Origin of the sequence: Halolamina rubra (assembly GCF_000739555.1) — an archaeon.
GTDB lineage: Archaea > Halobacteriota > Halobacteria > Halobacteriales > Haloferacaceae > Halolamina > Halolamina rubra.
In genome coordinates this window covers 60,360-84,796 of the sequence record NZ_BBJN01000008.1, presented here as the reverse complement: position 1 = coordinate 84,796, position 24,437 = coordinate 60,360, and the positions used below count along the sequence as shown (strand labels likewise).

22 protein-coding genes and 1 pseudogene are annotated in these 24,437 nt (G+C 58.9%); 11 read left to right on the top strand and 12 right to left on the bottom strand.

The window, feature by feature from the left end; genetic code table 11:
* The first annotated feature begins 40 nt into the window (after nucleotides 1-40).
* Nucleotides 41-1,240 carry a bifunctional sugar-1-phosphate nucleotidylyltransferase/acetyltransferase gene (glmU, locus tag ACP95_RS01940; RefSeq protein WP_049979589.1) on the top strand — a complete coding sequence of 400 codons (1,200 nt, stop codon included), beginning with the start codon at nucleotides 41-43 and terminating at the stop codon, nucleotides 1,238-1,240.
* Nucleotides 1,241-1,365: 125 nt separating this feature from the next.
* Here the strand turns inward: glmU and ACP95_RS01935 are convergent, their stop codons facing one another.
* From ACP95_RS01935 to ACP95_RS01930, 3 genes are all read right to left on the bottom strand, one after another.
* Nucleotides 1,366-1,839 (bottom strand): ester cyclase, encoded by a 474-nt coding sequence (locus tag ACP95_RS01935; protein ID WP_161782044.1) that lies wholly within the window; start codon nucleotides 1,837-1,839, stop codon nucleotides 1,366-1,368.
* 218 nt (nucleotides 1,840-2,057) lie between these two features.
* Nucleotides 2,058-2,399, bottom strand: coding sequence for an undecaprenyl-diphosphate phosphatase (locus ACP95_RS16425; RefSeq protein ID WP_272913161.1), 342 nt, complete (start codon nucleotides 2,397-2,399; stop codon nucleotides 2,058-2,060).
* Nucleotides 2,339-2,863, bottom strand: a complete 525-nt coding sequence (locus tag ACP95_RS01930) for an undecaprenyl-diphosphate phosphatase (protein ID WP_272913160.1) — start codon at nucleotides 2,861-2,863, stop codon at nucleotides 2,339-2,341. The genes ACP95_RS16425 and ACP95_RS01930 overlap by 61 nt, the downstream gene beginning before the upstream one ends.
* Nucleotides 2,864-2,965: 102 nt before the next feature.
* Here ACP95_RS01930 and ACP95_RS01925 point away from each other — a divergent pair, with 102 nt between their 5' ends.
* Together ACP95_RS01925 and glmS are read left to right on the top strand one after the other, a co-directional pair.
* Nucleotides 2,966-4,159 (top strand): sugar phosphate nucleotidyltransferase, encoded by a 1,194-nt coding sequence (locus tag ACP95_RS01925; protein ID WP_049979587.1) that lies wholly within the window; start codon nucleotides 2,966-2,968, stop codon nucleotides 4,157-4,159.
* Nucleotides 4,160-5,959 (top strand): glutamine--fructose-6-phosphate transaminase (isomerizing), encoded by a 1,800-nt coding sequence (glmS, locus tag ACP95_RS01920; protein WP_049979586.1) that lies wholly within the window; start codon nucleotides 4,160-4,162, stop codon nucleotides 5,957-5,959.
* A gap of 6 nt (nucleotides 5,960-5,965) precedes the next feature.
* Here the strand turns inward: glmS and ACP95_RS15955 are convergent, their stop codons facing one another.
* The 4 genes from ACP95_RS15955 to ACP95_RS01900 form a co-directional block, all read right to left on the bottom strand.
* Complete coding sequence (locus tag ACP95_RS15955; protein WP_049979585.1) at nucleotides 5,966-6,391, bottom strand: hypothetical protein; 426 nt, start codon at nucleotides 6,389-6,391, stop codon at nucleotides 5,966-5,968.
* Between the two features lie 60 nt (nucleotides 6,392-6,451).
* Complete coding sequence (locus tag ACP95_RS01910; protein ID WP_049979584.1) at nucleotides 6,452-7,552, bottom strand: DUF4330 domain-containing protein; 1,101 nt, start codon at nucleotides 7,550-7,552, stop codon at nucleotides 6,452-6,454.
* A gap of 74 nt (nucleotides 7,553-7,626) precedes the next feature.
* Complete coding sequence (locus ACP95_RS01905) at nucleotides 7,627-8,562, bottom strand: SDR family oxidoreductase (RefSeq protein WP_049979583.1); 936 nt, start codon at nucleotides 8,560-8,562, stop codon at nucleotides 7,627-7,629.
* A gap of 48 nt (nucleotides 8,563-8,610) precedes the next feature.
* Nucleotides 8,611-9,885, bottom strand: a complete 1,275-nt coding sequence (locus tag ACP95_RS01900; RefSeq protein WP_049979582.1) for a nucleotide sugar dehydrogenase — start codon at nucleotides 9,883-9,885, stop codon at nucleotides 8,611-8,613.
* 116 nt (nucleotides 9,886-10,001) lie between these two features.
* Between ACP95_RS01900 and ACP95_RS01895 the strand changes: the two genes are divergently transcribed.
* The gene (locus ACP95_RS01895) at nucleotides 10,002-11,144 is read left to right on the top strand and encodes a glycosyltransferase family 4 protein (RefSeq protein ID WP_049979581.1); all 1,143 of its coding nucleotides are present in this window, start codon (nucleotides 10,002-10,004) and stop codon (nucleotides 11,142-11,144) included.
* A 9-nt stretch (nucleotides 11,145-11,153) separates the two neighbouring features.
* Here ACP95_RS01895 and ACP95_RS15525 read toward each other — a convergent pair whose 3' ends face one another.
* Nucleotides 11,154-12,374: a phospholipid carrier-dependent glycosyltransferase gene (locus ACP95_RS15525; RefSeq protein WP_154018417.1), complete on the bottom strand. Its 1,221-nt coding sequence runs from the start codon at nucleotides 12,372-12,374 to the stop codon at nucleotides 11,154-11,156.
* A gap of 151 nt (nucleotides 12,375-12,525) precedes the next feature.
* Between ACP95_RS15525 and ACP95_RS15095 the strand changes: the two genes are divergently transcribed.
* Nucleotides 12,526-13,593: a glycosyltransferase family 4 protein gene (locus ACP95_RS15095; protein ID WP_082224535.1), complete on the top strand. Its 1,068-nt coding sequence runs from the start codon at nucleotides 12,526-12,528 to the stop codon at nucleotides 13,591-13,593.
* A gap of 27 nt (nucleotides 13,594-13,620) precedes the next feature.
* On the opposite strand, the gene ACP95_RS15090 is transcribed toward ACP95_RS15095, so the two are convergent.
* Nucleotides 13,621-14,559 carry a hypothetical protein gene (locus tag ACP95_RS15090; protein WP_202593750.1) on the bottom strand — a complete coding sequence of 313 codons (939 nt, stop codon included), beginning with the start codon at nucleotides 14,557-14,559 and terminating at the stop codon, nucleotides 13,621-13,623.
* 165 nt (nucleotides 14,560-14,724) lie between these two features.
* Between ACP95_RS15090 and ACP95_RS15085 the strand changes: the two genes are divergently transcribed.
* Together ACP95_RS15085 and ACP95_RS01880 are read left to right on the top strand one after the other, a co-directional pair.
* Entirely contained in the window at nucleotides 14,725-15,933 is a 1,209-nt protein-coding gene (locus ACP95_RS15085; RefSeq protein WP_082224534.1) for a glycosyltransferase family 4 protein, read from the top strand.
* A gap of 169 nt (nucleotides 15,934-16,102) precedes the next feature.
* Nucleotides 16,103-17,230, top strand: coding sequence for a glycosyltransferase family 4 protein (locus tag ACP95_RS01880; RefSeq protein ID WP_082224533.1), 1,128 nt, complete (start codon nucleotides 16,103-16,105; stop codon nucleotides 17,228-17,230).
* Nucleotides 17,231-17,263: 33 nt separating this feature from the next.
* Here the strand turns inward: ACP95_RS01880 and ACP95_RS01875 are convergent, their stop codons facing one another.
* Nucleotides 17,264-18,784: an oligosaccharide flippase family protein gene (locus tag ACP95_RS01875; protein ID WP_049979577.1), complete on the bottom strand. Its 1,521-nt coding sequence runs from the start codon at nucleotides 18,782-18,784 to the stop codon at nucleotides 17,264-17,266.
* A gap of 482 nt (nucleotides 18,785-19,266) precedes the next feature.
* Complete coding sequence (locus tag ACP95_RS15080; protein WP_237560381.1) at nucleotides 19,267-20,427, bottom strand: alkaline phosphatase family protein; 1,161 nt, start codon at nucleotides 20,425-20,427, stop codon at nucleotides 19,267-19,269.
* A 159-nt stretch (nucleotides 20,428-20,586) separates the two neighbouring features.
* Between ACP95_RS15080 and ACP95_RS01865 the strand changes: the two genes are divergently transcribed.
* The 3 genes and pseudogenes from ACP95_RS01865 (at nucleotide 20,587) to ACP95_RS16520 (ending at nucleotide 22,305) form a co-directional block, all read left to right on the top strand.
* Nucleotides 20,587-21,048, top strand: coding sequence for a dTDP-4-dehydrorhamnose 3,5-epimerase family protein (locus ACP95_RS01865; protein WP_049979575.1), 462 nt, complete (start codon nucleotides 20,587-20,589; stop codon nucleotides 21,046-21,048).
* Nucleotides 21,049-21,050: 2 nt separating this feature from the next.
* Nucleotides 21,051-22,123: pseudogene (locus ACP95_RS01860) on the top strand (glucose-1-phosphate thymidylyltransferase).
* Nucleotides 22,124-22,125: 2 nt separating this feature from the next.
* Nucleotides 22,126-22,305: a hypothetical protein gene (locus ACP95_RS16520; protein WP_049979574.1), complete on the top strand. Its 180-nt coding sequence runs from the start codon at nucleotides 22,126-22,128 to the stop codon at nucleotides 22,303-22,305.
* Here the strand turns inward: ACP95_RS16520 and ACP95_RS01850 are convergent.
* On the bottom strand, nucleotides 22,302-23,192 hold the full coding sequence (locus ACP95_RS01850; RefSeq protein ID WP_049979573.1) for an SDR family oxidoreductase: 891 nt from the start codon (nucleotides 23,190-23,192) through the stop codon (nucleotides 22,302-22,304). The genes ACP95_RS16520 and ACP95_RS01850 overlap by 4 nt on opposite strands.
* Before the next feature lie 54 nt (nucleotides 23,193-23,246).
* Between ACP95_RS01850 and rfbB the strand changes: the two genes are divergently transcribed.
* Complete coding sequence (gene rfbB / locus ACP95_RS01845) at nucleotides 23,247-24,176, top strand: dTDP-glucose 4,6-dehydratase (protein WP_049979572.1); 930 nt, start codon at nucleotides 23,247-23,249, stop codon at nucleotides 24,174-24,176.
* Nucleotides 24,177-24,437 lie beyond the last annotated feature (261 nt).

Here is a 24,437-nt window from a genome sequence, read left to right as displayed (position 1 = left end):
GAACAGAACGCCAAAGGCGCTGCTCCTCGTCGGCCCGACAATGACTGTCGCCGTCGTCGTCGCCGCCGGCCAGGGAACGCGGATGCGCCCGCTCACTGAGCGTCGCCCGAAGCCGCTGCTCCCGGCCGCGGGGAAGTCGCTGCTCGAACACGTCCTCGACACCTGTGCCGACCACGTCGACCGCTACGTCGTCGTCGTGGGCTACGAGGGTGACCAGGTCCGCGAGACCGTCGGCGACGAGTACGCCGGCTCGCCCGTCGAGTACGTCACGCAGGACGAACAGCTCGGCACCGCCCACGCCGTCGAGCAGGCCCGCGAGTACGTCGACGAGCGCTTCCTCGTCCTGAACGGCGACGTGGTGATCGACCCGGAACTGGTCGCCGACCTCGCCGAAACCGAGGGGAGCGCGATGGCGGTCAAACCCGTCGCCGACCCGCGGAACTACGGCGTCGTCGCCCTCGACGGCCGGCGCGTGACCAACGTCGTCGAGAAGCCCGCTGACCCGCCGACTGACCTCGCGAACCTCGGCATCTACGCGTTCGAGCCCGACGCGTTCGCGCACGTCGAGGCAACCGAACTGAGCGACCGCGGCGAGTACGAGATCACGGAGTCGATCCAGCGCTACATCGACGCCGGCAACGACGTGACCGCCGTCGAGTACGAGGGGAAGTGGCTCGACGTGGGCCGGCCGTGGGAACTGCTGGAGGCGAACGAGTACCTCCTTGATGGGCTGGAGGAGGATGTTCGCGGCACGGTCGAACCGCGGGCGACGCTCGACGGCGCGGTCGTCGTCGAGGAGGGCGCTCGGGTCCGCAACGGCGCGTACATCGAGGGGCCGGTCGTCGTCCAGTCCGGCGCCGACGTGGGACCGAACGCGTACGTCCGCGGGGCGAGCGTGATCGGCCCCGACGTGCGGGTCGGGAATGCCGTCGAAGTGAAGAACTCGATCCTGATGGCCGACACCGCCTGCGGCCACCTCTCCTACGTTGGCGACTCGGTGCTCGGTCGGGAGGTGAACTTCGGCGCGGGGACGACCGTGGCGAACCTGCGCCACGACGACGAGTGCGTCCGCGTGCGCGTGAAGGGTGAGTCGGTCGATACGGGCCGACGGAAGTTCGGCGTCGTCGTCGGCGACGGGACGAAGACGGGGATCGACACGAGTCTGAACGCGGGCGTGAAACTCGGTGCTGGCGCGCGGACGAAACCGAACGAGACGGTGACGCGGGATCGGATGGAGTAGCAGTTTCTGGCGCTGTTGAAACTCGCAATCGAGGGTTCAGAACTCGACTAATTCATAGCGCGTCTCTTTCAGCTCCCTCGGGGGCCGGTTCGTGGGTAGCGGTGACGAGGAAGGCGCGGCGTGGACTATACGGACGGTGCTTCGGGGATGGCGCCGAGCTGCGTCAGGATACCGGCCATGTCGTAGTACCACCACGCCTCTGTCACCTCGTCGCCGTCGAGCTCGTAGACGGTGACGCCCTTCCACGTGACGTGGTTGTTGGTGGGTGGGATATCCAGTTCGGCCATCTCCCCTTCGTGCGTTCCACTCGCCTCCCACTCCGAGGCGACTCGCCCGTCACCGACGATCACCGAGGTGGTCTCCACTTCGAAGTCGGGGAACGCCGTCCGAATCTCACGCACCCACTCCGTGAACGCATCGAGCCCCTCGTAGTGGTTCTGCTGTGGTTCGTTGTGAACCACGACGTCTTCGGCGAACCACGTCCCTGCCGCATCGATGTCGCCCTCGTTCCACACCGTGTCCGCGTGCTCCCGAAGCAGTTCTGCGATCTCTTGGCTGTTTTTGGTAGACATATCGGGTTTTCTCCGGTACGTATCCATCGCCGAAAGCGGACGCTTGTACCGGGTAAGCGGAGGTCTCCGACGGGCTTTGTTATGGGCGTTGTACATGCTACTGCCCCGGACTACGGGAGAGTAATGCGAACTTAGCAGTCGATGACCCGGCCACAAGCAATTGCCAGTGAGTTCCACGGCGAAACTGTCGGCCAGTCACGGCAGAGCCACGCGTGTCGGTGGGATGGGTAACGGGTTCGCCGAACTTACACCACCAGCGCGCCACCGACGATTGCGAGCGTGCCCAGCCCCACACAGATCGCCCAGAACGGGAGCTCGTCGACGATCCGCAGCAGCGCGTCGATTGACGCGTACCCCGCGACGGCCGCGGCGCCGAGGGCGACTCCCGCAGCGAGTAGCGAGGTGTTCAACCCCGTGTCGAGATAGCCGAGCAGGCCGCCGCCGACCGAGGCCGGGATCGCGAGCAGGAACGAGAAGCGGAACGCCTCGGTGCCCTCGTGGCCGCGGAGGAGGAGCGTCCCGGTCGTCATCCCCGACCGCGAAATCCCGGGGAGGATCGCCAGCCCCTGGGCGACGCCGACGAGCACGCCGTCGAGGATCGTCGCGTCCGGCCCGCCCCGAGTCGGTCCCGCGAGAGGTACTGGAACGCGCCCGTGAGCACCAGCAGGACGCCGATGAGGGCGATGAACACGCCGCCGCCGAGTTCGGAGACGGCGTCGACGAGCGTCAGGTAGGCGGCGACGCCGACGACGCCCGAGACGAGCGTCCCGATCGCGAGGAAGGTGACTGTCGCCTGCTCGCCCTCGGTGGCGTTGGCCGGTCGCCACGAGGGAAGGAGCGTCAGCACGTCGCGGATGTCCTCGCGGTAGTACACCGTCGCGGCGAGGGCGGTCCCGAGGTGGAGAAAGAGTGCGAACGCGACGCCCGCTTCCGGCGATCGGCCGAGCGCGGAGAGGACGATCGTGATGTTGCCCTCGCTGGAGATCGGGAGCCACTCGAAGATCCCCTGGAGGATCCCGACGACGAGGGCGACGACGAGGTCGCGAGCCATACCCCACGCCGGGACGGCGAGGCGTATGATGGTTCTGTTTTTCGCGCCAAAACTGCGAGTATCGAAACAGTAACCTGTCGGGCTGAGAGAGGTAGGCCCATCATGGACGCAGTCGTTCTCGCGGCCGGCGAAGGCGAGCGGTTGGCGCCGCTGACCGAGTCACGGCCCAAGCCGATGCTCCCCGCCGCCAACCGGCCCATTCTGTCGTACGTCTTCGACGCGCTCGTCGCCGCCGACGTGGACTCGATCGTCGTCGTCATCGGCTACGAGCGAGACCACATCCGCGACCAGTTCGGCAACACGTACCGCGACACGCCGATCGAGTACGTCACCCAGGAGAAACAGCTCGGGAGCGGCCACGCGCTCCGGCAGGCCAAGGGTGCCGTCGACGGCCCGTTCCTCGTGCTGAACGGTGACCAGATCGTCGCGCCCGAGATGGTCGCCGACGTGCGGGACGCCTACGAGCCCGGGCGTGCCTTTGGCGCCCTCGGGGCGATCGAACACGCCGACGCCGCCCAGTACGGCACCGTCTCGATCGACGACGGGAGCGTGACGGCGTTCTTCGAGGATCCAGCAAACGACGAACACTACACGCTGAACGCCGGCGTCTACGCGTTCGACGAGCGGCTGTTCGACGCGCTCGACGCGACGCCGCGAACCGACGGCGAGCTGTCGCTGCCGTCGACGCTCGAACGGATCGTCGGCGATGGGAACACCGAATCGATTCAGGCTGTCCGGACGGAGGGGCTCTGGGTCGACGCCACGTACGCGTGGGACCTGCTCACCGTCGCCGAGCGCCTGCTCGACGAGGGGTGGATCGAGGGCGTTGCCGAGGAGGACGATGTGTGGGTGGCCGACTCCGCACGAGTTCACGACTCGGCAGTTCTCAGGCCGCCCGTCGCGATCAGTGCGGACGCCGTCGTCGGGCCGAACGCAGTCGTCGGGCCCGCAACGTCGCTCGGTCGGAACGCGACTGTGGGGGCGAACGCGACTGTTTCTCGATCTGTGCTGGACGTGGACACCCGCGTGGGGGCGAATGCGTCGCTGCACGAGGTCGTCGCCGGCCGTGCCGTCGATATCGGTGCGGGGACGGTCGCGCCGAGCGGCGTCGCCGACATCCCCGTCGCTGGACACGTTGTCGAGGGGCAGCGTGTTGGTGCTGTGCTCGCTGATCGAGTGAGTGTAGAGGGGGCTGGGAGCTTCGACCCCGGCGCGATCGTCGGGACTGGTGCCACGCTCGGCGTCGGGACGCACATCACGGGTCGTGTGGATCGAGACACGGAGGTGGTGCGCTGAATGTGCGGCATCATCGGCGCCGTCGGTCGCGGGGACGAGACGCTCGACGTCCTCCTCGACGGGCTGTCGAACCTCGAGTACCGCGGCTACGACTCCGCGGGCGTCGCCGTGTCAGGTGGGGACCTGTCGGTTGCGAAGCGCTCGGGCGAACTCGACGTGCTCGAGAAGGCGCTCGCGGGCAAGTCCCTCCCCGGTACCGTCGGCATCGGCCACACACGCTGGTCGACCCACGGGCCGCCGACCGACGAGAACGCGCATCCGCACATGGACTGCACGGGCTCGGTTGCGGTGGTCCACAACGGGATCATCGAGAACTACCAGTCGATCAAGGAGGAGCTCGCGGCCGCGGGCCACGAGTTCGAGAGCGAGACCGACACGGAGATCGTCCCGCACCTGATCGAGGCCCAGCGCGCCGAGGGGGTGTCGTTCGAGCAGGCGTTCCGGCACGCAGTCGGGCGACTCGAAGGGAGTTACGCCATCGCGGCCGTGCTTGAGGGCTCGGACACGGTCTACGCCGCTCGGAACGACTCGCCGCTCGTGCTCGGCGTCGCTGACGACGCGACGTACCTCGGGAGTGACGTGCCGGCGTTCCTGGAGTTCACTGATCGGGTCGTCTACCTCGAAGACGGCGAGGTGGCCGAACTCTCCCTCGACGGCTGGGACGTGACGACGCTCGCTGGGGAGGCTGTCGAGAAGGACGTGCGGACGGTCGACTGGGAGTCCGAGGAGACGGGCAAGAGCGGCTACGACCACTACATGCTCAAGGAGATTCACGAGCAGCCCCGGGCGCTTCGGCAGTGTCTGCAGGAGCGCGTCGACGAACTCTCCGGCACGGTGGATCTGGGCGACGATATCGAGGCCGCGGTTCAGAACGCCGAGTCGATCCAGTTGGTGGCTTGCGGCACCTCCTACCACGCGGCGCTGTACGCTGCGGAGTTGTTCCGCTCGCAGGGCGTGCCAGCCCAGGCGTTCGTCGCCAGCGAGTACGTTACCTCGCCGCCGCCACACGATGACGACACGCTCGTCGTCGGCGTCACCCAGAGTGGCGAGACCGCCGACACGCTGAGCGCGCTCCGGGATGCCCAGCGCCGCGGCGTCGACACGCTCGCGGTGACGAACGTCGTCGGGAGCACGGCCGCCCGGGAGTGTGACGGCGTGCTCTACATCCGGTCGGGCCCGGAGATCGGTGTCGCCGCCACCAAGACGTTCTCCGCGCAGGTGCTCGCCGTGAACATGGTCGCGGCCGTGATGGGTAACGGCAGTGCGAGTCACGAGTTCGTTAGCGCGCTGCGAGATCTACCCGGGCAGGTGCAGACGGTGCTCGACGAGACGAACGCGCGTGAGGTCGCCGAGCGGTTCGTCGACTCGGACGCGTACTTCTTCATCGGCCGTGGGTACGACTACCCGGTCGCGATGGAGGGGGCGCTGAAGATGAAGGAGATTAGCTACAAGCACGCTGAGGGATTCCCGGCTGGTGAGTTGAAGCACGGCCCGCTGGCGCTGGTGACTGCCAATACGCCGGTATTCGCGGTCGTGACTGGGGAGACGGGCTCGGAGAAGACGGTTGGGAACGTGAAAGAGGTCGAAGCGCGTGACGCACCGGTAGTTGCGGTGACTGACGGGCGGACTGACGTTGAGCGGTACGCCGATGAGGTGTTGGAGGTGCCCGAGACGGATCCGCGGCTCGCGCCCGTGCTGGCGAACGTGCAGTTACAGCTCGTGAGCTACCACGTCGCGAAGAAGCTCGGACGGAATATCGACAAGCCGCGGAATCTGGCGAAGAGCGTGACTGTCGAGTAACGGCCGTTACTTCTCGTTTCGCTGGTCGTCCTGTGTCTCGTCCCGTTCGTCCGGTGGCTCGGGTGGTTCGAGCAGCGCGATCAGGAGTTGCCCGGGTCGTGTCTCGGCAGCCTGCTTACCGAGGGCGACGACGGCGTCGACGCCGCGTTTGAGCGTTGACTGTTCGTACCACGGTTTCGTGGTCTCGATCGCCCAGTCGAGGATATTGATGAACGGGCCGACGGTCCAGGTCTCGCGGAGGTCGATGACGATGACTTCCGGTTCGGGTTCGGCCGTGAGCCAGTTGTAGAGCCAGGAGTTCTTGACGGTGCTCGTGACCCAGCGACCGGCCGTCTCCGCGGCGCCGATGAATCGAGAGTGTTCGAGCCCGCGGCGGATCCCCTCGATGCGTGTGGTGAGCGCCTCTCGGAGTCCCGACTTCTCGGTGGCCATCTACGTTGTACGTTTGGGAGCGGTCGTTTGTCGGTTTCGATGCTGACAGGGCGCCGAGGGCTAGCCGCCGACGCCGACGACTGTCGCCTCAACGGTGATGGTGCCAAGGTCGATGACGACGGTCGAGCCCTGCCGGATGGACTCGCTCTTGAAGGTGAGACCGGTCGTCGTCTCCCGGACGGTCAGGTCGGCCGTGATCGTCACCGTTCTGTTGTACGGGTGGTCGATGACGTGGACGCTCCCGTCGTCACCGGTCGTGATGATGACCGATGGCTCGGTCTCGACATCGGTAATGCGGGCGGTGGTCGTGTCGCCCGCGCGCTCGGTCATGCCGGGCTGGATGGCGTCGGCGAACTCCTCGCGGACGTCGTACAGCTGGAGCGTGACCGTCCGCTCGGTCACCGAGCCGCGGGGTTCGAGTGTGCCAATGCGCTCGATCTCTCCGTTGAACGTGTACGTGTCTGCCGGGAGCGTCACCGTCTGACCTGGTCTAACGGGCGTGTTGCCGAAGCGACGTTCGCCCGACTGCGTGTACGTTTCCATCGTGGCTCCGGCGACGACGCGCCGTTGGTTCGGGTCGTTGGTCGCGTAGACAGCGACGTTCTCGACGGTGGCGACGGTGCGCTCGCCGAGTCGGATTTCGTCGCCTTCCGTCACTTCTTCGGCGTCCGCAGCCGACATCGTGTCGCTGAGGACGACATCCGTCTGTTCAGTCGAGAGGGAGTCGTTCCCACCGACGGCACGAATGCGGCCGTTGACCTGATACGTCGACGTGGTGATGTCGAGTGCACGACCGAGTCGCGGCGGCGCGTTCGCGTACTCGATTGTGTCGCCGTTGACGACGCCGCGAAGTTCGGCCCTGACGATGACTCGGGTTTGCTCCCCCTGCGGGGTGAGGTGCACGTCGGTGATCGTGAGCTGGCTCTCTCCACCTGCGCTGTAGGTGTCACCCTCGTTGACCGCGGATAAGAGGTAGTCCGGCTGGGTACCGAGGTCGAGAGTGACGTTTGTCGTGCCCATGGCTGGCCCGTCCGTCGTTGGCTCAGGCTGGAGAACGAACGCCGCACCTGCGGCGACGACGGCGAGGACGAAGAGGACGACGAGTGCGTCGACGACGTTGACGACGCCGAAGAGGTTGCCGTCGTCGTCAAGCAATTCCATAGGTTCGATCACCGGTCATGTTGGTTCCGACTGCTCGGCAGAGTGGCAAAACGGTTCCGGAAGGAGTGTTCTGGCTAGGCGTCGCGGTAGTACGGGATGGTCCGTTCGAGCCCTGCTTCGAACCCGACTTCTGGCTCGTAGTCGAGCAGATCCTCGGCTTTCGAGATGTCGGCGTGAGAGTGGCGCACGTCGCCGGGACGCGGATCGTCGTAGATTGGGTCAATGTCGGTGTCGAGGATGTCGTTGAGCGTGTCGACGAGTTCGTTGACCGTGACGCGACCGCCGCAGCCGACGTTGAACGCTTCGCCGGTGGCGTCACCCTCAGCGGCGAGGATGTTCGCTTGGACGGCGTTGTCGATGAAGGTGAAGTCGCGAGACTGTTCGCCGTCGCCGTAGATGACCGGGCGCTCGCCGTCGAGCATCAGGGAGATGAACTTCGGGATGACTGCGGCGTAGTCACCGTTGGGGTCCTGGCGCGGGCCGAAGATGTTGAAGTAGCGGAGCGCAGCCGTGTCGATGTCGTAGAGGTCGCTGAACTGGAGGGCGAGCTTCTCGGTGTAGAATTTCGAGAGCGCGTAGGGCGATTCCGGCTGTGACTCCATGGACTCGACTTTCGGGAGCTGGTCGGTTGAGCCGTAGACGGAGGAGGAGGAGGCGACGACGGCCGTATCGACGTTGGCCTCCCGAGCGGCATTCAGGACTGTCGCCGTCCCGGTGCAGTTGGCGTCCGTGGAGGTAACGGGATCGTCGACGCTCCGTGGGACCGAGGGGACGGCGGCCTGGTGAAAGACGTAGTCGACACCTGCCGTGATCTCGGCCATGGCGTCGGCATTGCGGATGTCCCCCTCGTGGAAGGTAAAATCGTCGTCAGTGGTGAGGGCGCTAAGGTTCTGCTCACGACCGGTCTCAAAGTTGTCGATGCCGCGGACCGTGTACCCTCGGTCGAGGAGCGCGTCAGCGAGGTTCGAGCCGATGAACCCCGCGACGCCAGTAACGAGTGCAGTGGGCATACCTCCGAATTCTCCGCGGGTGGGGTTAGTTTGTCGGAATGGAGATGCCTACAGTCGAACGACGTGGTCGTCGTCGCGGTGGCTGGTCGCGTTCCGGGCGTCGAAGACAAGCGCCGACTCCTCGACGATTCGGTCGATGTCTAGTTCGGAGTGGTCCGTGACGATGACGGCACAGTCCGCGCTCTGGAGCCGGTCATCGGTGAGCGGGACCGATTCGTAGGTCTTCTTCCCGACCGTGAGCTCGGGAACGTGCGGATCGTGGTAGTCGACGGTCGCTTGCCACTCCTCGAGTTCCGTGATGATGTCGAGGGCGGGGGACTCACGAACGTCCGAAACGTTCGGCTTGTAGGCGGCGCCGAGGATGAGCACGTCGGCGTTCGAGAGCGCCGTGCCGCGGTCGTTGAGTTGGTGAACCACGCGGTCGACGACGTGTTGAGGCATCTCGCGATTGACCGTGTCCGCGAGATCGATGAAGCGCGTGTCCACGCCGTGCTGGTCGGCTTTCCACGAAAGGTAGAACGGATCGATGGGGATACAGTGGCCACCGAGGCCTGGGCCGGGGTAGAACGGCATGAAGCCGAACGGCTTCGTCTCCGCGGCCTCGATGGCGTTCCAGATATCGACATCGAGTTCATGGGCGATCTGTGCGAGCTCGTTGATCAGCCCGATGTTGACCGCCCGGAACGTGTTCTCGAGGAGTTTGACCAGTTCGGCCTCTGTGGAGGAGTCGACGCGAATGACCTCCTCGAAAACGGGCGCGTAGAGCGCTTCTGCTCGGTTGCCGCACTCGTCGGTGACGCCGCCGAGAACTTTCGGGATGTCCGTCGGCCCGTACTCCTCGTTCCCGGGGTCGATACGCTCCGGCGAGAACGCGAGATAAAGATCGTCGCCGATGGTGGCACCGTTCTCCGCCAGTACTTCAGCGACGGCTTCCTCAGTGGCGCCAGGGTAGACGGTACTCTCGAGCACGACCGTACAGCCATTGCTGACGACCGGTGCGAGGCATTCGACAGCGTCGAGAACGTAGGAGAGATCCGGCGTATCGGTTTTGCGGAGCGGGGTGGGGACACAGATAGAGACGCCGTCGGCGCCTGCGAGTTGGTCGTAGTCGGTTGTGAACGTCATGCCGGCGTCGACGGCCTGAGCGACTTCCTCGTCGGTAACGTCCTCGACGGTCGATTTGCCATTTCGGAGCGTCTCGACTTTGTTGGGGTCGACGTCGACGCCGACCACGTCGTAGCCCGCGTCGTGCATCGCGAGCGCAAGTGGGAGGCCGACGTAGCCCAGCCCGACGACGCCAACGGACGTCTGGTCGGTGTGCATGGTCTGTCGGATTCACTACAGTCGTTTGAGAGTGTCGTTACTTCCCGCGGACCGTCTGGGAGCCAGAGATGGAGGCTTAAGTCGGGGGAGTGTGTCGCCGAAGGTGTGACTCATCGATGACTCGCCGGCCTCGAGTCTTCCACCTCATCACGCGCCTGTTACAGGGCGGGGCGGAGGCGAAGACGCTCGCCACCGTCCGCGGGCTCGACGACTACGAGTTCACCGTCGGCTACGGCGCGGAGTACGCCGAGGAGCAGGTGGCCCAGCTCGAGGCCGATGGGATCGATACGAAGCAGTTCCCGTTGATCCGCCACTACAACCCCGTGACTGCGGTGCCCGCAGTGGTGTCGCTGGCACGGTATCTCCGTCGCGAGGAGTTCGATATCGTCCACACCCACAGCACAGAGGCGGGGATTATCGGTCGTTTCGCCGCGGCGCTGGCAGGGGTTCCGAACGTCGTCCACACGGTCCACGGCGTCCCGTTCGCGGACGACCGGAACGAGGCACTGAATCAATTCGTCCTCGCGTGTGAGCGCCGTGCAGCCACGCACACGGACCGCATCGTCACGAACGCCGACGTGATCGCCGAGGAGTATCTGGAGCGCGGGATCGGTCGGCCCGAGCAGTACACGACGGTCTACAGTGGTGTAGATTTGGCCGCCTTTGCGGATGCCGAGCCTGCTGAGGATCTTCCGGGTGAGCGGCCGCGCGTCGTGATGGTCGGGCGGCTCGCCGATGGGAAAGGGCACGGCGTGTTGTTGGATGCGGTGCCGTCGATGGACGATTTTGAGGGATCGGTGTGCATCGTCGGCGACGGTCCGCTGTACGAATCGCTGGAAGCGGAGATCGAGGAGCGGGGGATGTCGGAGCAGGTATTCCTGACTGGCTATCGGGAGGACGTGCCGCAGATTCTCGCGGCGAGTGATGTGCTCGTGTTGCCGTCGTTCCGCGAGGGGACGCCGCGGGTGATTACGGAGGCTATGGCGAGTGGGCTGCCAGTGGTGGCGACGGATATCGCGGGGATTCCGGAGCAAGTGGAGGATGGGCAGAACGGGAATCTGGTTTCGACCGGGGATTCGGCGGCGTTGGCGGCGCGAATGGGTGATTTGGTTGGCGATTCGGAGTTGCGTGAGCGAATGGGTGAGGCGGGGTTGGAGCGGGCTGAGCGGTTCTCGGTGGAGGCGATGGTGGAGGCGTTGGATGGGGTGTACCAGCAGTTGCTGGACGAGACAGACGAAGGCCGGAACTCTTGGAAGTAGACTACTGGCTCAGTCGGCTCCGGAGTTCGACGCCCGAGTATTGGTTTCAGAGGAGTCGTCACTCAACCACTGGAGCGGCCGCGCGAATCTCACGTGTTCACTGATGCCGATACCACCGAACAGGAAGATGACCCAGAGGAACATCTGCCGGTGCCGCATCCCCGTCCCGTAATTGGCAGTACCGACACCGTACAGGATAACGGCGACAGCTAAGCCGACGAGGAGGCCAACTGTTGCAGATGCGTTCTTCTGTCCGAACGACCGGACGCCCCACACCGCTGCAGCAGTGAACGCAATGTTGATGAGTCCCTCAATACCGACGAGCAAGTCAGGAATTGTCTCAATCATCCACGGGAACGGGGTGTAGAGGAAGTACGCTGCGCCGACCCAGCTGAAGGCAGCCAACTCGAAGACTGTTCGTGGGATAACCTCTGGCAGGTAGACGGCACGACCGCTAGCTCTTACTTCGCGAGTGTACGCCAAGAACTCGATTCCATCGCGAATGATGGGAAGCGAAAGTACGAACGCGACAGGAGACAGAGAAGCACCAAAAGCGATCGCTCGTCGGGATATGTATCCTGACTTCACAATATACACTCCGAGTGCGGCAACGACCGCTGCGACGAAGATTAAGAAGTTATCACTGCGCTGTAACAGCGAGATGTGCAAAACAATACCGGCGAGAACGTAGGAGAGTAGTCGAGACCGGTGCTTGGGGGAAAGTAGCATCAGACGTGCTGCAGTAGTAATACCGAATAGCACAATTGCTTCCCTAAGGAGCGTGCTGTGAACTGCAACAACACTAGGATAGAACATCATTGGAAGAGCGGCGACGACGCCAGCGTGGTGAGAGTGATAGTAGCGGGTGATGAGGTAGACGTTGTAAACAGCGAAGGCACCGAGAAACGCGTTCCCGAGGCGTGCGTAGAAGCCACTCGGCCCCGGCAGTAGCCAGAAGGGTGCCAGAAACGTCCCCCAGAGAGTGTAGATATCTGGAGAAGCCAGCGGAAACAGTAATTGAGACGGGTCTATTGATCCTGTAGTATACAAGTAAGGGTTGCCCTCTTTGAAGCCGCGAGCAATGGTCTCTGCAGTATTCCCAAATCCGACAGCATCTTTCCTCGAATCTGGGTTGAGTGTGGTGAGTGTCGTTATAATTGCTGCGACACTACGAACTAGGAATGTGATAACGAAGATAGGAATCGCCTGTCGTGTTTTATCCCACTCCATCTGTATTTGAAATTATATTTTGAGTTTCTAGCTCTGGTCGGGGTCGCCTGGATATCATGGAGTCGTACTCACTCCACATAACAGACCCGGAATCCCCAATTGGAGGCGATCTATGAAAGGTGTTTTACTGTTCAGGTAGAACTTCACAACAATGCCAGAAAGGGTAAAACTCGTCTACATCATCAACACTCTAGGAGTCGGTGGGGCGGAAGTCGGAATGTGCCGTCTTCTGGATGGACTCGACGAGGAGAAATACGACGTGACTGTTGTCGCTCTCGATGGGCAAAGTACCGGAATTGAAGATCGAGTTCCTGATTGGGCAACCGTAATCCGTCTCCGCCATTCATCTGGTAACTTTCTTTCTTCAGGATGGAAGTTTCTCCGTGCCGTTCGTGGGGCCGATATCATCGTCGGGTCACTTTTCCACTCGGCTATGGTAGCAAAACTCGCAGGAGTCGTCAATCCAGACGCAATAGTGAGTACGTGGCGCCACAGTAATTCGTTCAAAACCCAAAAACGGAGAACAATATTTAATCTGACAAGTTATCTCACTGATGTAGTTCTTGCAGATTCAGAGGCGGTTGCAAAGACGCTTTTAGAAGAAACGGATATAGATAGTTCACTTGTGCACACGGTTCCGATTGCAGGTATTAATCTAAGTGACTATCCAGTCGTCACTCAGGAAGCAACCGACGCAGCAGTTGTCGGTACAGTTGGACGATTGGCTGAGCCCAAGAACCCCTTCACAATTTTAGACGTAGCTGAACAGCTCCAAGAGGCCAATATTAAGTTCGAAATTGCTGGGGATGGAGAATTACGCGATCAACTGGAGGAGGAGATTCAGCATCGGCAGATCACGAACGTTACGTTACGGGGGCTTGTTGAGGATGTTCCAGGATTCCTCTCAAATCTAGATATATATTTTCAACCGTCTAAGCGTGAGGGGCTTTGTATCACCGTCATAGAAGCTATGGCAACAGGCCTTCCTGTTGTTGGTAGTGATGTAGGAGGAATTGGAGAGAATGTGAAACATGGGGAGAGCGGGTTCCTATACGACTCGACGAATACAGACGCATTCGCATCTACAATTCAAGATCTCGCCCAAAATAGACGGCGACGAGCTAAACTAGGTAAAACGGGGAGAGAAACCGTAGAAGAATTGTTTACACAAACCAACCTTGTTTCTGAGTTTGAGAAGGCGACGGAGAAAACTAGATAGTGAGAACAGTCCATTGATATTCACAGATTACTTGTATCCGAGATTCTGTAGTCGTTCGTCAACGAGTTGCGAATTTATGCTCCCCTGTGATTCATCAGTAGATTGGGCAGTTATTTCTCGACGCGGCCCACTCTCGTATTCTAGCCAAGGAATACGAACTACGGGGTCATCGTACAATCCACGAGGATGACCAAACTCACGAATGGGAATTGGAGACGCACGTTCTCCGACGTAATTTCCGTGATCTCCAGTAACGACTGTTTTTCCGGAAAGTTTCTCTAGCAACTCTTCTACGCATTCAAGTGCATAATTAAGATTTTCTACGTACATAGTCCAGAGTTGCTCTCTGGAGATATCCAATTTCCCCATAAATTTCTGATTCCAGAGGTTCTCTTTTGCTGGCGAGTTCTCTCCGTCATCAAGTTGTCGAAGGTGCTCCTTATCGAATTGAGTATCTGTTGGGACGAACGGGTAGTGAGGCTGCATATAATGGACGACAAGTCGCTTGTGAGGAAACTGCTTAATAGTATCAAGAGCCGTCTCGCTCACCGTCTCAGCCCGAACGGTTCCTGTCTCCTCGTCCCAGCCATCTTCGAGCCAGACATTGATTGTCTCGTGGAGCGTGATATCCCAATTTTCGCGGTTACGCTCGAGTTGTGGATTGGCTGTGACGTAGACCGTATCACGAAGGTCTTGCCCGTCAAAGTTCGCTTGTAGCCACTCCGTCGTTGCGGAGCCTTTTGATATTCGCGAGGAAAGGGCGCCCTCTAACTGGTTGGCTTTCTCAAACATGTCATAGCGACAAGCGTCAAGTACGATGAGCGTATCCCAGTCTTCATCAAAAATGTCTAATCCGTCTGTATTTTCAGATCGCAAACCAGCACGGGTATGATAAGTTCGATTTAAACCACGAAAGAAAAGACGGGGATTCTGGAGTGCTCGTATGAACCGGCGTGTAGTGCCCATATTAAGTAGAAGTCGTGTTGATTGTATATATGTTGATGTCCTAGGGCATGATGATACTGCCGCCTGGAAAATTGTCCAGCCTTATCCCACTCTAAATAGTCCTCTCAATCGTTTTGAGGTACAGAAGCGTAAAGGATTACCAGCGACTACTCCCAAGTCCTTCCAGTGAAAATTGGATTCATACATCCGAGCTTTCCCGGGGACGAAGGAACGGGTGCAACCCATACCGCAAATCAAATCGTGGATGGGTTAGCCAATCGAGATCATGAGATAACTGTGTATTGTGCTGAGCGCCCCCAGATCACAAACTACCAATCAAATATCAATACCGAATTTCTTCTTGAGGAAAGAATACCCCATACAAATATCGCACTTAATAGAGCGGTGCGAAGACGTCTTGAAGAGTTTGAACAGTATGACCTTGTAAGCAGTTACCTCACTAGCTTAATCCCAGCGATGGAGACAGTTAGTGAACAAACATCGGCGGCCACGTTGGTCACGCTTAATGCCTATGCTGGGATTTGTCCAAAGAATGATTTACAATATATGGACAAAACGACTTGCGATAACAACAGTCTGAGCAGGTGTATCCCATGTATTGTTAAGACGAGTGGGGGAAGCCAAAAACATGGAAGAGCATACCGAACGGCAAGTAGATTAGGTAACTACGGACTGATAAAGAGTGTTGAACCAACGGAGCTCACTATTGATGGGTTTCACGCACTTTCCGAACACGTCAGGCAAACGTACTTGGAATTCAACTTTCCCAGCGAGCGGATAACAACTATTCCCAATCCAATTGACGAATCATTTATCCTCCCTCACGAAAGCGATTTTTCAGAACCATACAAACTACTATACGTTGGTTATCTAGAGGAACACAAAGGCGTAGAAATGCTGCCAAATATGATGGCGCGACTTGACGAAGCTGATCACGAGTTTAGGCTTACAATCGCTGGGGACGGGGGGTTACGATCAAAGTTAGAACAGTCCGTAGTTGAGCGTGATTTTGAGGACATTGTCGACTTTCGGGGGCACGTTCCATATGAGGAACTCCCGTCAGTATATGCGAACCACGATCTCTTTGTGTATCCTGGCTTGTGGGAAGAGCCATTCGGGCGGGTGTTTCTCGAAGCTATGGGAGCGAATACACCGATTGTAGCGACAAATGTCGGGGCAGCCGACAAAATTGTTGGCAGGGCTGGTAAAGTAGTTGAACCAACGGTTTCCGCGTTATCTGAGGAAATAATCTCAATAGTTGGACATGAAAACCTATCGGTGCTATCAACGAAGGCACAGCAAGAGATCAAACGGTATAAACCAAATCGAGTTCAGCAAGAATTTGAAGAACTGTACCATTCACTTGTCGCATAACAATCCGTTTCTGATGCAAACTCAGGGACAACGGTAATCAACAGGTGCTGGGTGGCTGCCAACGCCGGAGATTCTCTCAGTCATCATCATCGTCCTTGAAATCCCCTTAAGAGGGGTTGCGTATTTAGAAGGAAGGAGCTTATAAAACCCACCTCATTATATAGTGGCTATGAAGGTTTCAGTTCTAACGCCTGATCTTTCTCATAACTGTCTAGGGCGTGCCCATCTTCTGTCACAACTCCTTGAGCGTAACTACGAGGTTGAGATTATCGGTCCAAAACTCCAAGATGAAATCTGGGCGCCTGTGCGAAACGACTACGAGTACAAGGGGATTGATACGGGCAATCGGATTTACGAGTTTGCACCGGATATCCCGGACCTGATAAATCTCATTGACGGAGACGTGGTTCTTGCTTCGAAACCCCGAGTGCAGAGCTACGGCGTCGCACTCCTTGCAGGACTCTCAGAAAATCGTCCTCTGATTCTCGATATTGACGACTGGGAGACCGCATTTAAACTCCAACGCGGAAAGCTGGTTGCGATGGCTTGGGGAATCCCGACGCTCATCAACACCGGCTCGTACTACTATCATCGGGCCCTCGAAGCCCTCTCGGGGCTCGCTGATGCGAGGACTGTGTCGAATAGGTTCCTTCAGAAGAAGTTCGGCGGGGAACTCATCCCGCATGCCAGGGACACCGATCTCTTCGACCCGGAACAGTTCGATAAGATGGAAGCGAGGGAGGCATACGACCTGCCGCGGGACGCCACACTTGTCATGTTCTCCGGGACGCCGAGACCGCACAAAGGCGTCGCTGATCTCGTCAGCGCCGTGGCGTCGATCGACAAGTTCGACGTCCGCACCGTAGTCGTCGGAGCACACGAATCAAAGTTCGTCAACGAGCTTCGAGACCTCGGCGGGGAGTCACTAATCCTCCGGGGACAACAACCATTCGAAGAGATTCCACGATGGCTCGCCGCCGCGGACGTAGTTGCAATTCCGCAAAAAGAGTCCACCTCAACACGTGGCCAGCTCCCAGCGAAAGTATTTGACGCGATGGCTATGGGGAAACCGGTGATCGCGACCGAGGTAGGTGATCTTCCGCGCGTTCTGGGCGACGGCGGCGAAATTGTATCTCCGGACTCTCCTGCCTCACTCGCCGATGCCATCAGCCGGTTGACCGCCGACGAGTCCCGGCGCTCGGTGATGGGGAACCGCGCCCGTGATCGATGTGTCAAGCACTACAGCTACGATGCGTTGGCGCCGAAGATTGCCGAAATAGTCACATCCATTCAGTGACACGCCAGGTCAAAACGTTCACAACTTCTTAGCCTACCGAACCCCTCGGGCAATAATTCGTTCGACCAACGGGTAGCCTAACTTTGCATCGACTTGGCCGGCAATCTGTCGGTCCTTCTCAGTAAACGCACGGATCAGTAGGAGAACACAGAGGTAACTGATTCCGATGACGATCGGGAGAGCCACCGCCACAAGAACGAGAGGAGCGTCGGAAATAGGGACAAGAATCCCAGCAATTGCTGCGGGAATGATTCCAAGCCATAGCTTGAGCCAGGCCACCGAATATGGATGGATTCCGCGAAAATAATACACTTCGACGATGCCGGCCACCCCAGCGAGCGTCAGAGCCGTCCCGGTCGCGATACCGGCGCCGACAATCCCAAAGCGTGGGACAAGCAATATGTCGAGTGCGGCGTTCACCCCGACCAGTACCAGTGTGTTGAGGAACGTCAGTCTTGTATAGCCAAGCCCCTCAAGCATCATCCCTTCTGGGCCGAACGAGGAGTTGAACAGATAACCGATACTGAGAGCAACAAGTGCTGTACTTGCAACCGAATACCTCTCCGTGAAGAACACTGTGAGGTACGTATCAGGGGCGACGACGATCGTGGCGACGATCGGAAGGGTAAACAATGTTATCCAGCGAGTCACCAGCTTGTATCGCTTCGCCAGGAGCTCTGTTTCCTCTTGTGCCTCAACAACGGTCGGTTTGAATATCGGCGTTAGAGAATTTAGGACGATAAGCACATTTATCGCAAGGGTATACGCGACTTGGTAGTATGCAACATCAGACGACTTTCTAAAATAGCCGATGACAAAGTAGTCGATCCGTCCAACAATTGAATAAACAACACCCGCGAACAACAAGGGTAGTGAGTATGAGATAATTCGCCGCGGGGAAGCGGATTGACTGAGGTTTGGTTCGAGCCAGTCGGCGCGCTGGAGCAAGAAAATCCCCCCCACACCGACGGCGACAGCCAATCCAAGTAGCTGGCTGAAGACGAGTGCAAACATATGTAGTCCGAGAAACACGAACACGATTAGTCCCACTAGCTTTACGAGAGGAAAGGCCAGATCTTTGATGTAGACTCGGTACTTGAGGGTCTTCATTGCGGTAAACGACGACTGCAGAAGTGAGGACACCGCCGAGAGGGGAATTACGAGTGCGAGTGTAGGAAGTATGGTAGCCAAAGCCGGATCACCGAACACTGCGGACAGCGAGGGGGCAGCGACCACCACCAGTACCGCCGCAAAGCTGGTTGTCAAAAGTGTCGTGAAGAAGATGAAGACCAATGTACCACTCGCGTACTCCGTTTCTCCATCCTGAAGATATTGCGGGATGAAGTAGTCCAGCGCCCGGTGGAGGTTGAGGTCCGCCAGACCCTGGCAGAACATCACGATTGAAAGGGCAAGGGTGAAGCTCCCGTAGACATCGGGAACGATCAGCCGGGTGACGACAGCGATGAATCCGAATCCGAGAATCCGGCCGAGAAAAGTGCCGAAAAATGTGATTCCTCCCTGCTTCGCAATCTCGGTTATCCCGTCGCCGCTCATTTGCTAGAGGTAACCCATGTCGCTGAGGCGGTCTTCAAGTTCCTGTTCTTCATCTGCGCTCCAATGCTCCGACCCAACTTCAACGGGTCCGTAAGCGTCTGTTTTCTCTATGGATCGCGACGAAGTTGCTCCCTCAGTGAATAGAGAGGTCAGCACCTCTCCGTCAACCGACTCAGGGATAGGACAGTTGTGGAGGTAAAGGAGGGTTGGCGTAATATCGAGAACAGAGGATCCCTCGACGCGTCCTTCCCGAAAATCTGGACCGCATGCAATGAGCATACCTTCCTTGCGGTGATCACCGGAGCGGTCGATTCCGTGTTGGCTCGATGGTTGCACGAGCGACTCAGAGAAACCACCCTTCATCGTGTAGCCAGAGGTAGTCTCGATGACGAGGTCGGGTGCCCGATCAAGCGTCCAGCCATTATAAATTTCATCGGTCCGGTAGACCGCTTCGACGAGTTCCCTATCCGTTTCGGGGTGTGTTAACTTGAGGACCCCTCCCGAAGTGACGCGATTACGTCCTCATATTCCGACTCTGATACTGTTCCTTCTGCAAAGCTCTCCTCGAGGTTGACGAATATCGACTGTCCCGAGAGTGTTGAGAAGAACGCGCTGGTTTGCTCCCAATCGGTAAGCTGGTGACTATGGCTCTGTACTACCATTTCTCGCCCGCTTTCAAACACGTCTTCGGGAAGAATCGCTTCAACTTGCGAGTCCAAACCGATACTCTTGACGACACCCCAGGCTTGCTTGATAATGTCTCCGACCGATCTGTTTAGAGTACTGAGAGCCGACCCTGGGGCTTCGCGTGTGAGAAAGCCCGCTTCCTCAAGCCATTCGTCGACGTAGACATCGTAACTGAGTTTCTCGAATCCGTGATCAGAGATAATGAGCACGTTTGGCTCTCCGTCGATATGGTCGAGCAAGCGGCCGATACCGTCGTCGATCACTTCGTAGTACTCCTGGAACGCAGACGAAAGCTCAGGATGTGGCTTGAAGCGCGGATGGGACTCGTCGACATACTTCCAGAAGAAGTGCTGGAGGCGATCCGCCCCGTCGAAGACAGTCAGCAGAAACTCCGGGTCTCGCTGATCAAGTACGTCCAGCAGGAGGTCCGTCTGCCGGTCGGCAACGTCAAGCAGATTCTGCTTGAACCCGACGTAGTTACCTTCATCACGTTTCTCGTAGCTCTCGAAGAGCTGTTCTGGTTCACCTACTATATCATGGACGGACATCGGATTTGCATAGTCGGAGACGCTGTCCGGAGTAGGAAACCCAGTGACAAAGAAGCCATCCACTTCATCGGGTGGATACGTAAACGGGAGTTTGAACAGGCCAGTGGTAACCTCGCTGTCGTTCATTACGCGCCAGAAAGGTGTGGCCTGCCGGTCGGAAGAGCTGACCGATCGACGTTGATATCGCTCATCAAAGCTGCTGAAGTCATAGATGCCGTGTTTGCCCGGATTCATCCCAGTCTGTATGGAGTTCCAGGCTGGTGGAGAAACAGGAGGGGTGGTTGAGGCCAACTCGCCTCGAACCCCGGTCTGAACGAGCTGGGAGAGATTTGGGAGATGCCCTTCCTTCAGGAGCGGATCAACGACGTTCCATTCGCCGCCGTCGATGCCGATAACGATAGTATCCATCTACCAGTTGTAGTATTATCTGGAGCCATAAACCCAGCTAAAATGCACCGAAGGTGTACCACCGACAAAGTAACCTAGATGCTCTCCAGATACAGCTATGCGGGAGGCTGCTCGAATCAGTATCTTCATATTTCAACTCCGGCACAGTCTAGTATATCTATGATTAACGGTGTCGAAGTTCGGGATCTCCAGGTGAACGCTGACGAGCGCGGGCACCTGGTGGAGGTGTTCCGGGAGGACTGGGACGAGTACGACCCGGAACCCGCGATGTCGTACTACTCGCTAAGTTATCCCGGCGTTGTTCGGGCGTGGCACCGCCACACGCGCGGGCAGGTCGACCACTTCATCTGCCCCCAAGGGCGCATCAAGGTCGGTATCTACGATGACCGCAACGATTCCCCGACGCAGGGTGAAGTGAACGAGTTCGTCATCGGCGAACACAACCAACAGGCGATCCGCATCCCCGGCGAGTGCTGGCACGGGTTCAAAGTCATCGGGAACGAGCAGGCGATATTGCTCAACTTCCCGACGAACCTCTACGACTACGAGGACCCCGACGAGGAACGCCTCCCCCCGGACACGGACGAAATACCCATGGGCTGGGACGAGCAACCCTACTGATAATGAAGGGCGTCCTCCTCTCAGGTGGAACTGGATCCCGGCTCCGTCCGATCACGCACACTGGACCGAAGCAGCTCGTTCCCGTCGCGAATAAGCCCGTCCTCGAGTACGCCGTCGAGGACCTCAAGGAGGCGGGCATCACCGAGATCGGCGTCGTCCTCGGACACAAAGGACGTGACGAGATTCAGGAGCTCCTCGGCGACGGGTCCGAGTACGGGGTCGACATCACGTACATCGTTCAGGGAGAGCCGCTCGGACTCGCACACGCTGCCGGGTGCGCGCGGGACTTCGTCGGCGACGACGACTTCGTGATGTACCTCGGCGACAACATCCTCAAGTCGGGGATCACAGATCTCGTCGAGAGCTTCGAGAGTGGTGATTACGGGGCGGGAATCGCGCTTCAGGAAGTCGACGAACCGCAGGCGTTCGGGATCGCCGACGTCGACGAGTCTGGGAACGTGACCCGACTCGTCGAGAAACCCGACGATCCGCCAACGAACCTCGCACTGATCGGGATGTACGTCTTCTCCCCGGCGGTGTTCGAGGCCATCGACGAGCTCGAGCCGTCGTGGCGGGGCGAACTCGAGATCACCGACGCGATTCAGTCGCTCCTTGATGACGGCTACGAGATTGACTCGCAAATCGTTACAGGGTGGTGGAAGGACACCGGAAAGCCTGAGGACATTCTCGAGGCGAACCGGCTCGTCCTCGAAGACAAGGAACTACACACCGCTGGTGTCGTCGAGCAGGGAGCCGAGACAGACGGACGAATCGAGCTCGCAGAATCGGCAACCATTGAGAACGGTGCCGTCGTCCGGGGCCCCGTGTCGATCGCCGAGAACGTCACCGTCGGAAGCGGAACGTACATTGGCCCGTATTCCTCGATCGGCGCGAACTCCACGTTAGAAGATATCCACGTCGAGAACAGCGTCGTCATCGGTGATTCGACGCTCACCGCGTCCGGCCGTATCGTCGATAGCCTGCTCGGTCGGAACGCGGACGTCGAGAGCGCTGACGAACTCCTCCCGGAGGCCGCCGACTCGTCGTCGGCGAGAACTCACAACTCAAACTGTAACCATGCGGATCATCACACACAGCTGCCCGGCCTGTGGGACCGTCGTCGCGGCGAACGAACTCGAAGACAACCGCGTGATGAAGTGTCCGGGGCTCGACTGTCAGGAGGTCCTGCGCTTCGAGGACCTCCCCGAGGAAGCGCGTGAACACTTCCTCGAACACAGGGATCAGTACCAGATCTAGTCGACGGCGTTCCAGACCGCGTCGATGTCCTCCGACAACGTGGGTTGAGAGCGTCCGAGTTCGTCCCCCACCCTGGTAACATCGAGACAGCTATACTTCGGTCGAGCTGCGTCACGGTCGACATCGTCCATCGATCCTTTGGAGAGTAAACTCTCGGAGGCCTGGCTCCGTTTTGCGAGCCGCTCCCCGAACTCGTAGGGGGTGACACAGGAGGTGCACGCGACGTGGTACCGGCCGCTTGCATCTGCTTCGACGAGATCGAGAATGGTCTCGGCGGCCTGCCCCGCTCGCGTCGGTGTGACCCATTGATCCGTGAACAGCGGGATCGTTTCGCCCGATCGAAGTTGATCAAGGGCCCACGCAGGGAACCCCTCGAGATCGTCAGTCCCCCTGTGGATCCCCCAGACGAAAGAGAGGCGCGGGATCAACGCTGACGAATCGGCGTCGACGACGGTTCGTTCTCCGGTCAGCTTCGTCTCTCCGTATACCTGTACTGGATTCGTATCTGCAGACTCGGCGTACGGGCTGCGCGTCGTTCCGTCGAAGACGTAATCAGTGGAGACGTGAACCAACCCCACGTCTTCTGCTTCACAGTGGGCGGCGAGTTCCCCTGGTGCTTCCCCGTTTACCAGCTGTGCTTTCGCAGGATGGTGTTCACACGCGTCGACGTCGGTCATCGCAGCACAGTTGACGACGAGATCGGGCTCGTAGTCAGTGAGTATATCGCCGAAATCGTCGGTATCCTCCAATGAGAACTGTGTGAGGGGGATCTCGAACGACGGTTTCGAGGAATGAAACGTCCCACACACGTCCCACTCTCGACGGAGACCTGTGTGAACGACGTTGCTGCCGAGTAGCCCGTTCGCGCCAACGACGAGTACCCGCATACCGGGAACGTTCCGACAGGAAAGTAAATAGGTGCCGTCTATCAACGCTACCGTATGCGTATTCTCGTCACTGGTGGCGCTGGGTTCATCGGTTCGAACTTCGTCCACTACGTCCTCGACGAACACGACGAGGACGAAGTCGTCACTCTCGACGCACTGACCTACGCGGGCTCAAAAGAGAACCTCGAAGGTGTTCTGGATCACCCCCGACACGAATTCGTTGAGGGCGACATCCGGAACCGCGAAATCGTGACGGAGCTAATCGGCGACGTCGATGCGGTCGTCAACTTCGCGGCCGAGTCGCACGTTGATCGATCTATCGAGGGGGCGAAACCGTTCGTCACGACCAACGTTGAGGGGACCCAGACCCTTCTCGACGCCGCGAAAGACGCCGGGATCGATCGGTTCCTCCAGATCTCGACCGACGAAGTTTACGGGCAGATTCTCGACGGCACGTTCTCGGAGAGCGATCCGCTGAACCCACGTAACCCCTACGCTGCCACGAAAGCGGGCGCAGACCTTCTCGCACAGAGCTACCAGACGACTCACGATCTCCCCGTCGTCATCACGCGAACGTGTAACAACTTCGGCCCCCGCCAACATCCGGAGAAACTCATACCCAAATTCATCCAAAACGCTGCTGCCGGAGAGACACTCCCCGTCTACGGGGACGGCTCAAACGTTCGAGAATGGATATACGTCGAAGACAACTGCCGTGCACTTGACCTAGTTCTCCGCGATGGGGATGCCGGGGAAATCTACAACATCGGCGGTGACACAGAGAAAACGAACCTGGAAGTCACTCGGGCGATTCTCGACGCGATCGGCGCTGATGACGACCTCATCGAATTCGTCGACGATCGAGCTGGTCACGATCAGCGGTACGCTCTTGACACTGAGAAGATCGAATCGCTCGATTGGGAACCAGAGTACACGTTTGAGGAGGCGCTGGAAAGAACGGTTGAGTATTACCAGGATAGGTGAAGTATCCAAAATGACTTGTTTATCTAGAGATCAAACCCTCACATTACGGTGCAGAGATCTGCTTTCTGCTCAACCGACGACTCCCCAATGCTTTTCGTTAATAGGACCGGATAGTGAGCGTCTCACCTCTATCAGCAGATCAAGACCTACCACAGCGTACCATCGGCTGCAAGTAACTCATTAGATTCACTTGCAACAGTAATATATTTCTTAGCAGATTTGACTGAAACCAATTGTTGTTCCAAGTGTAACTGGGAGAAG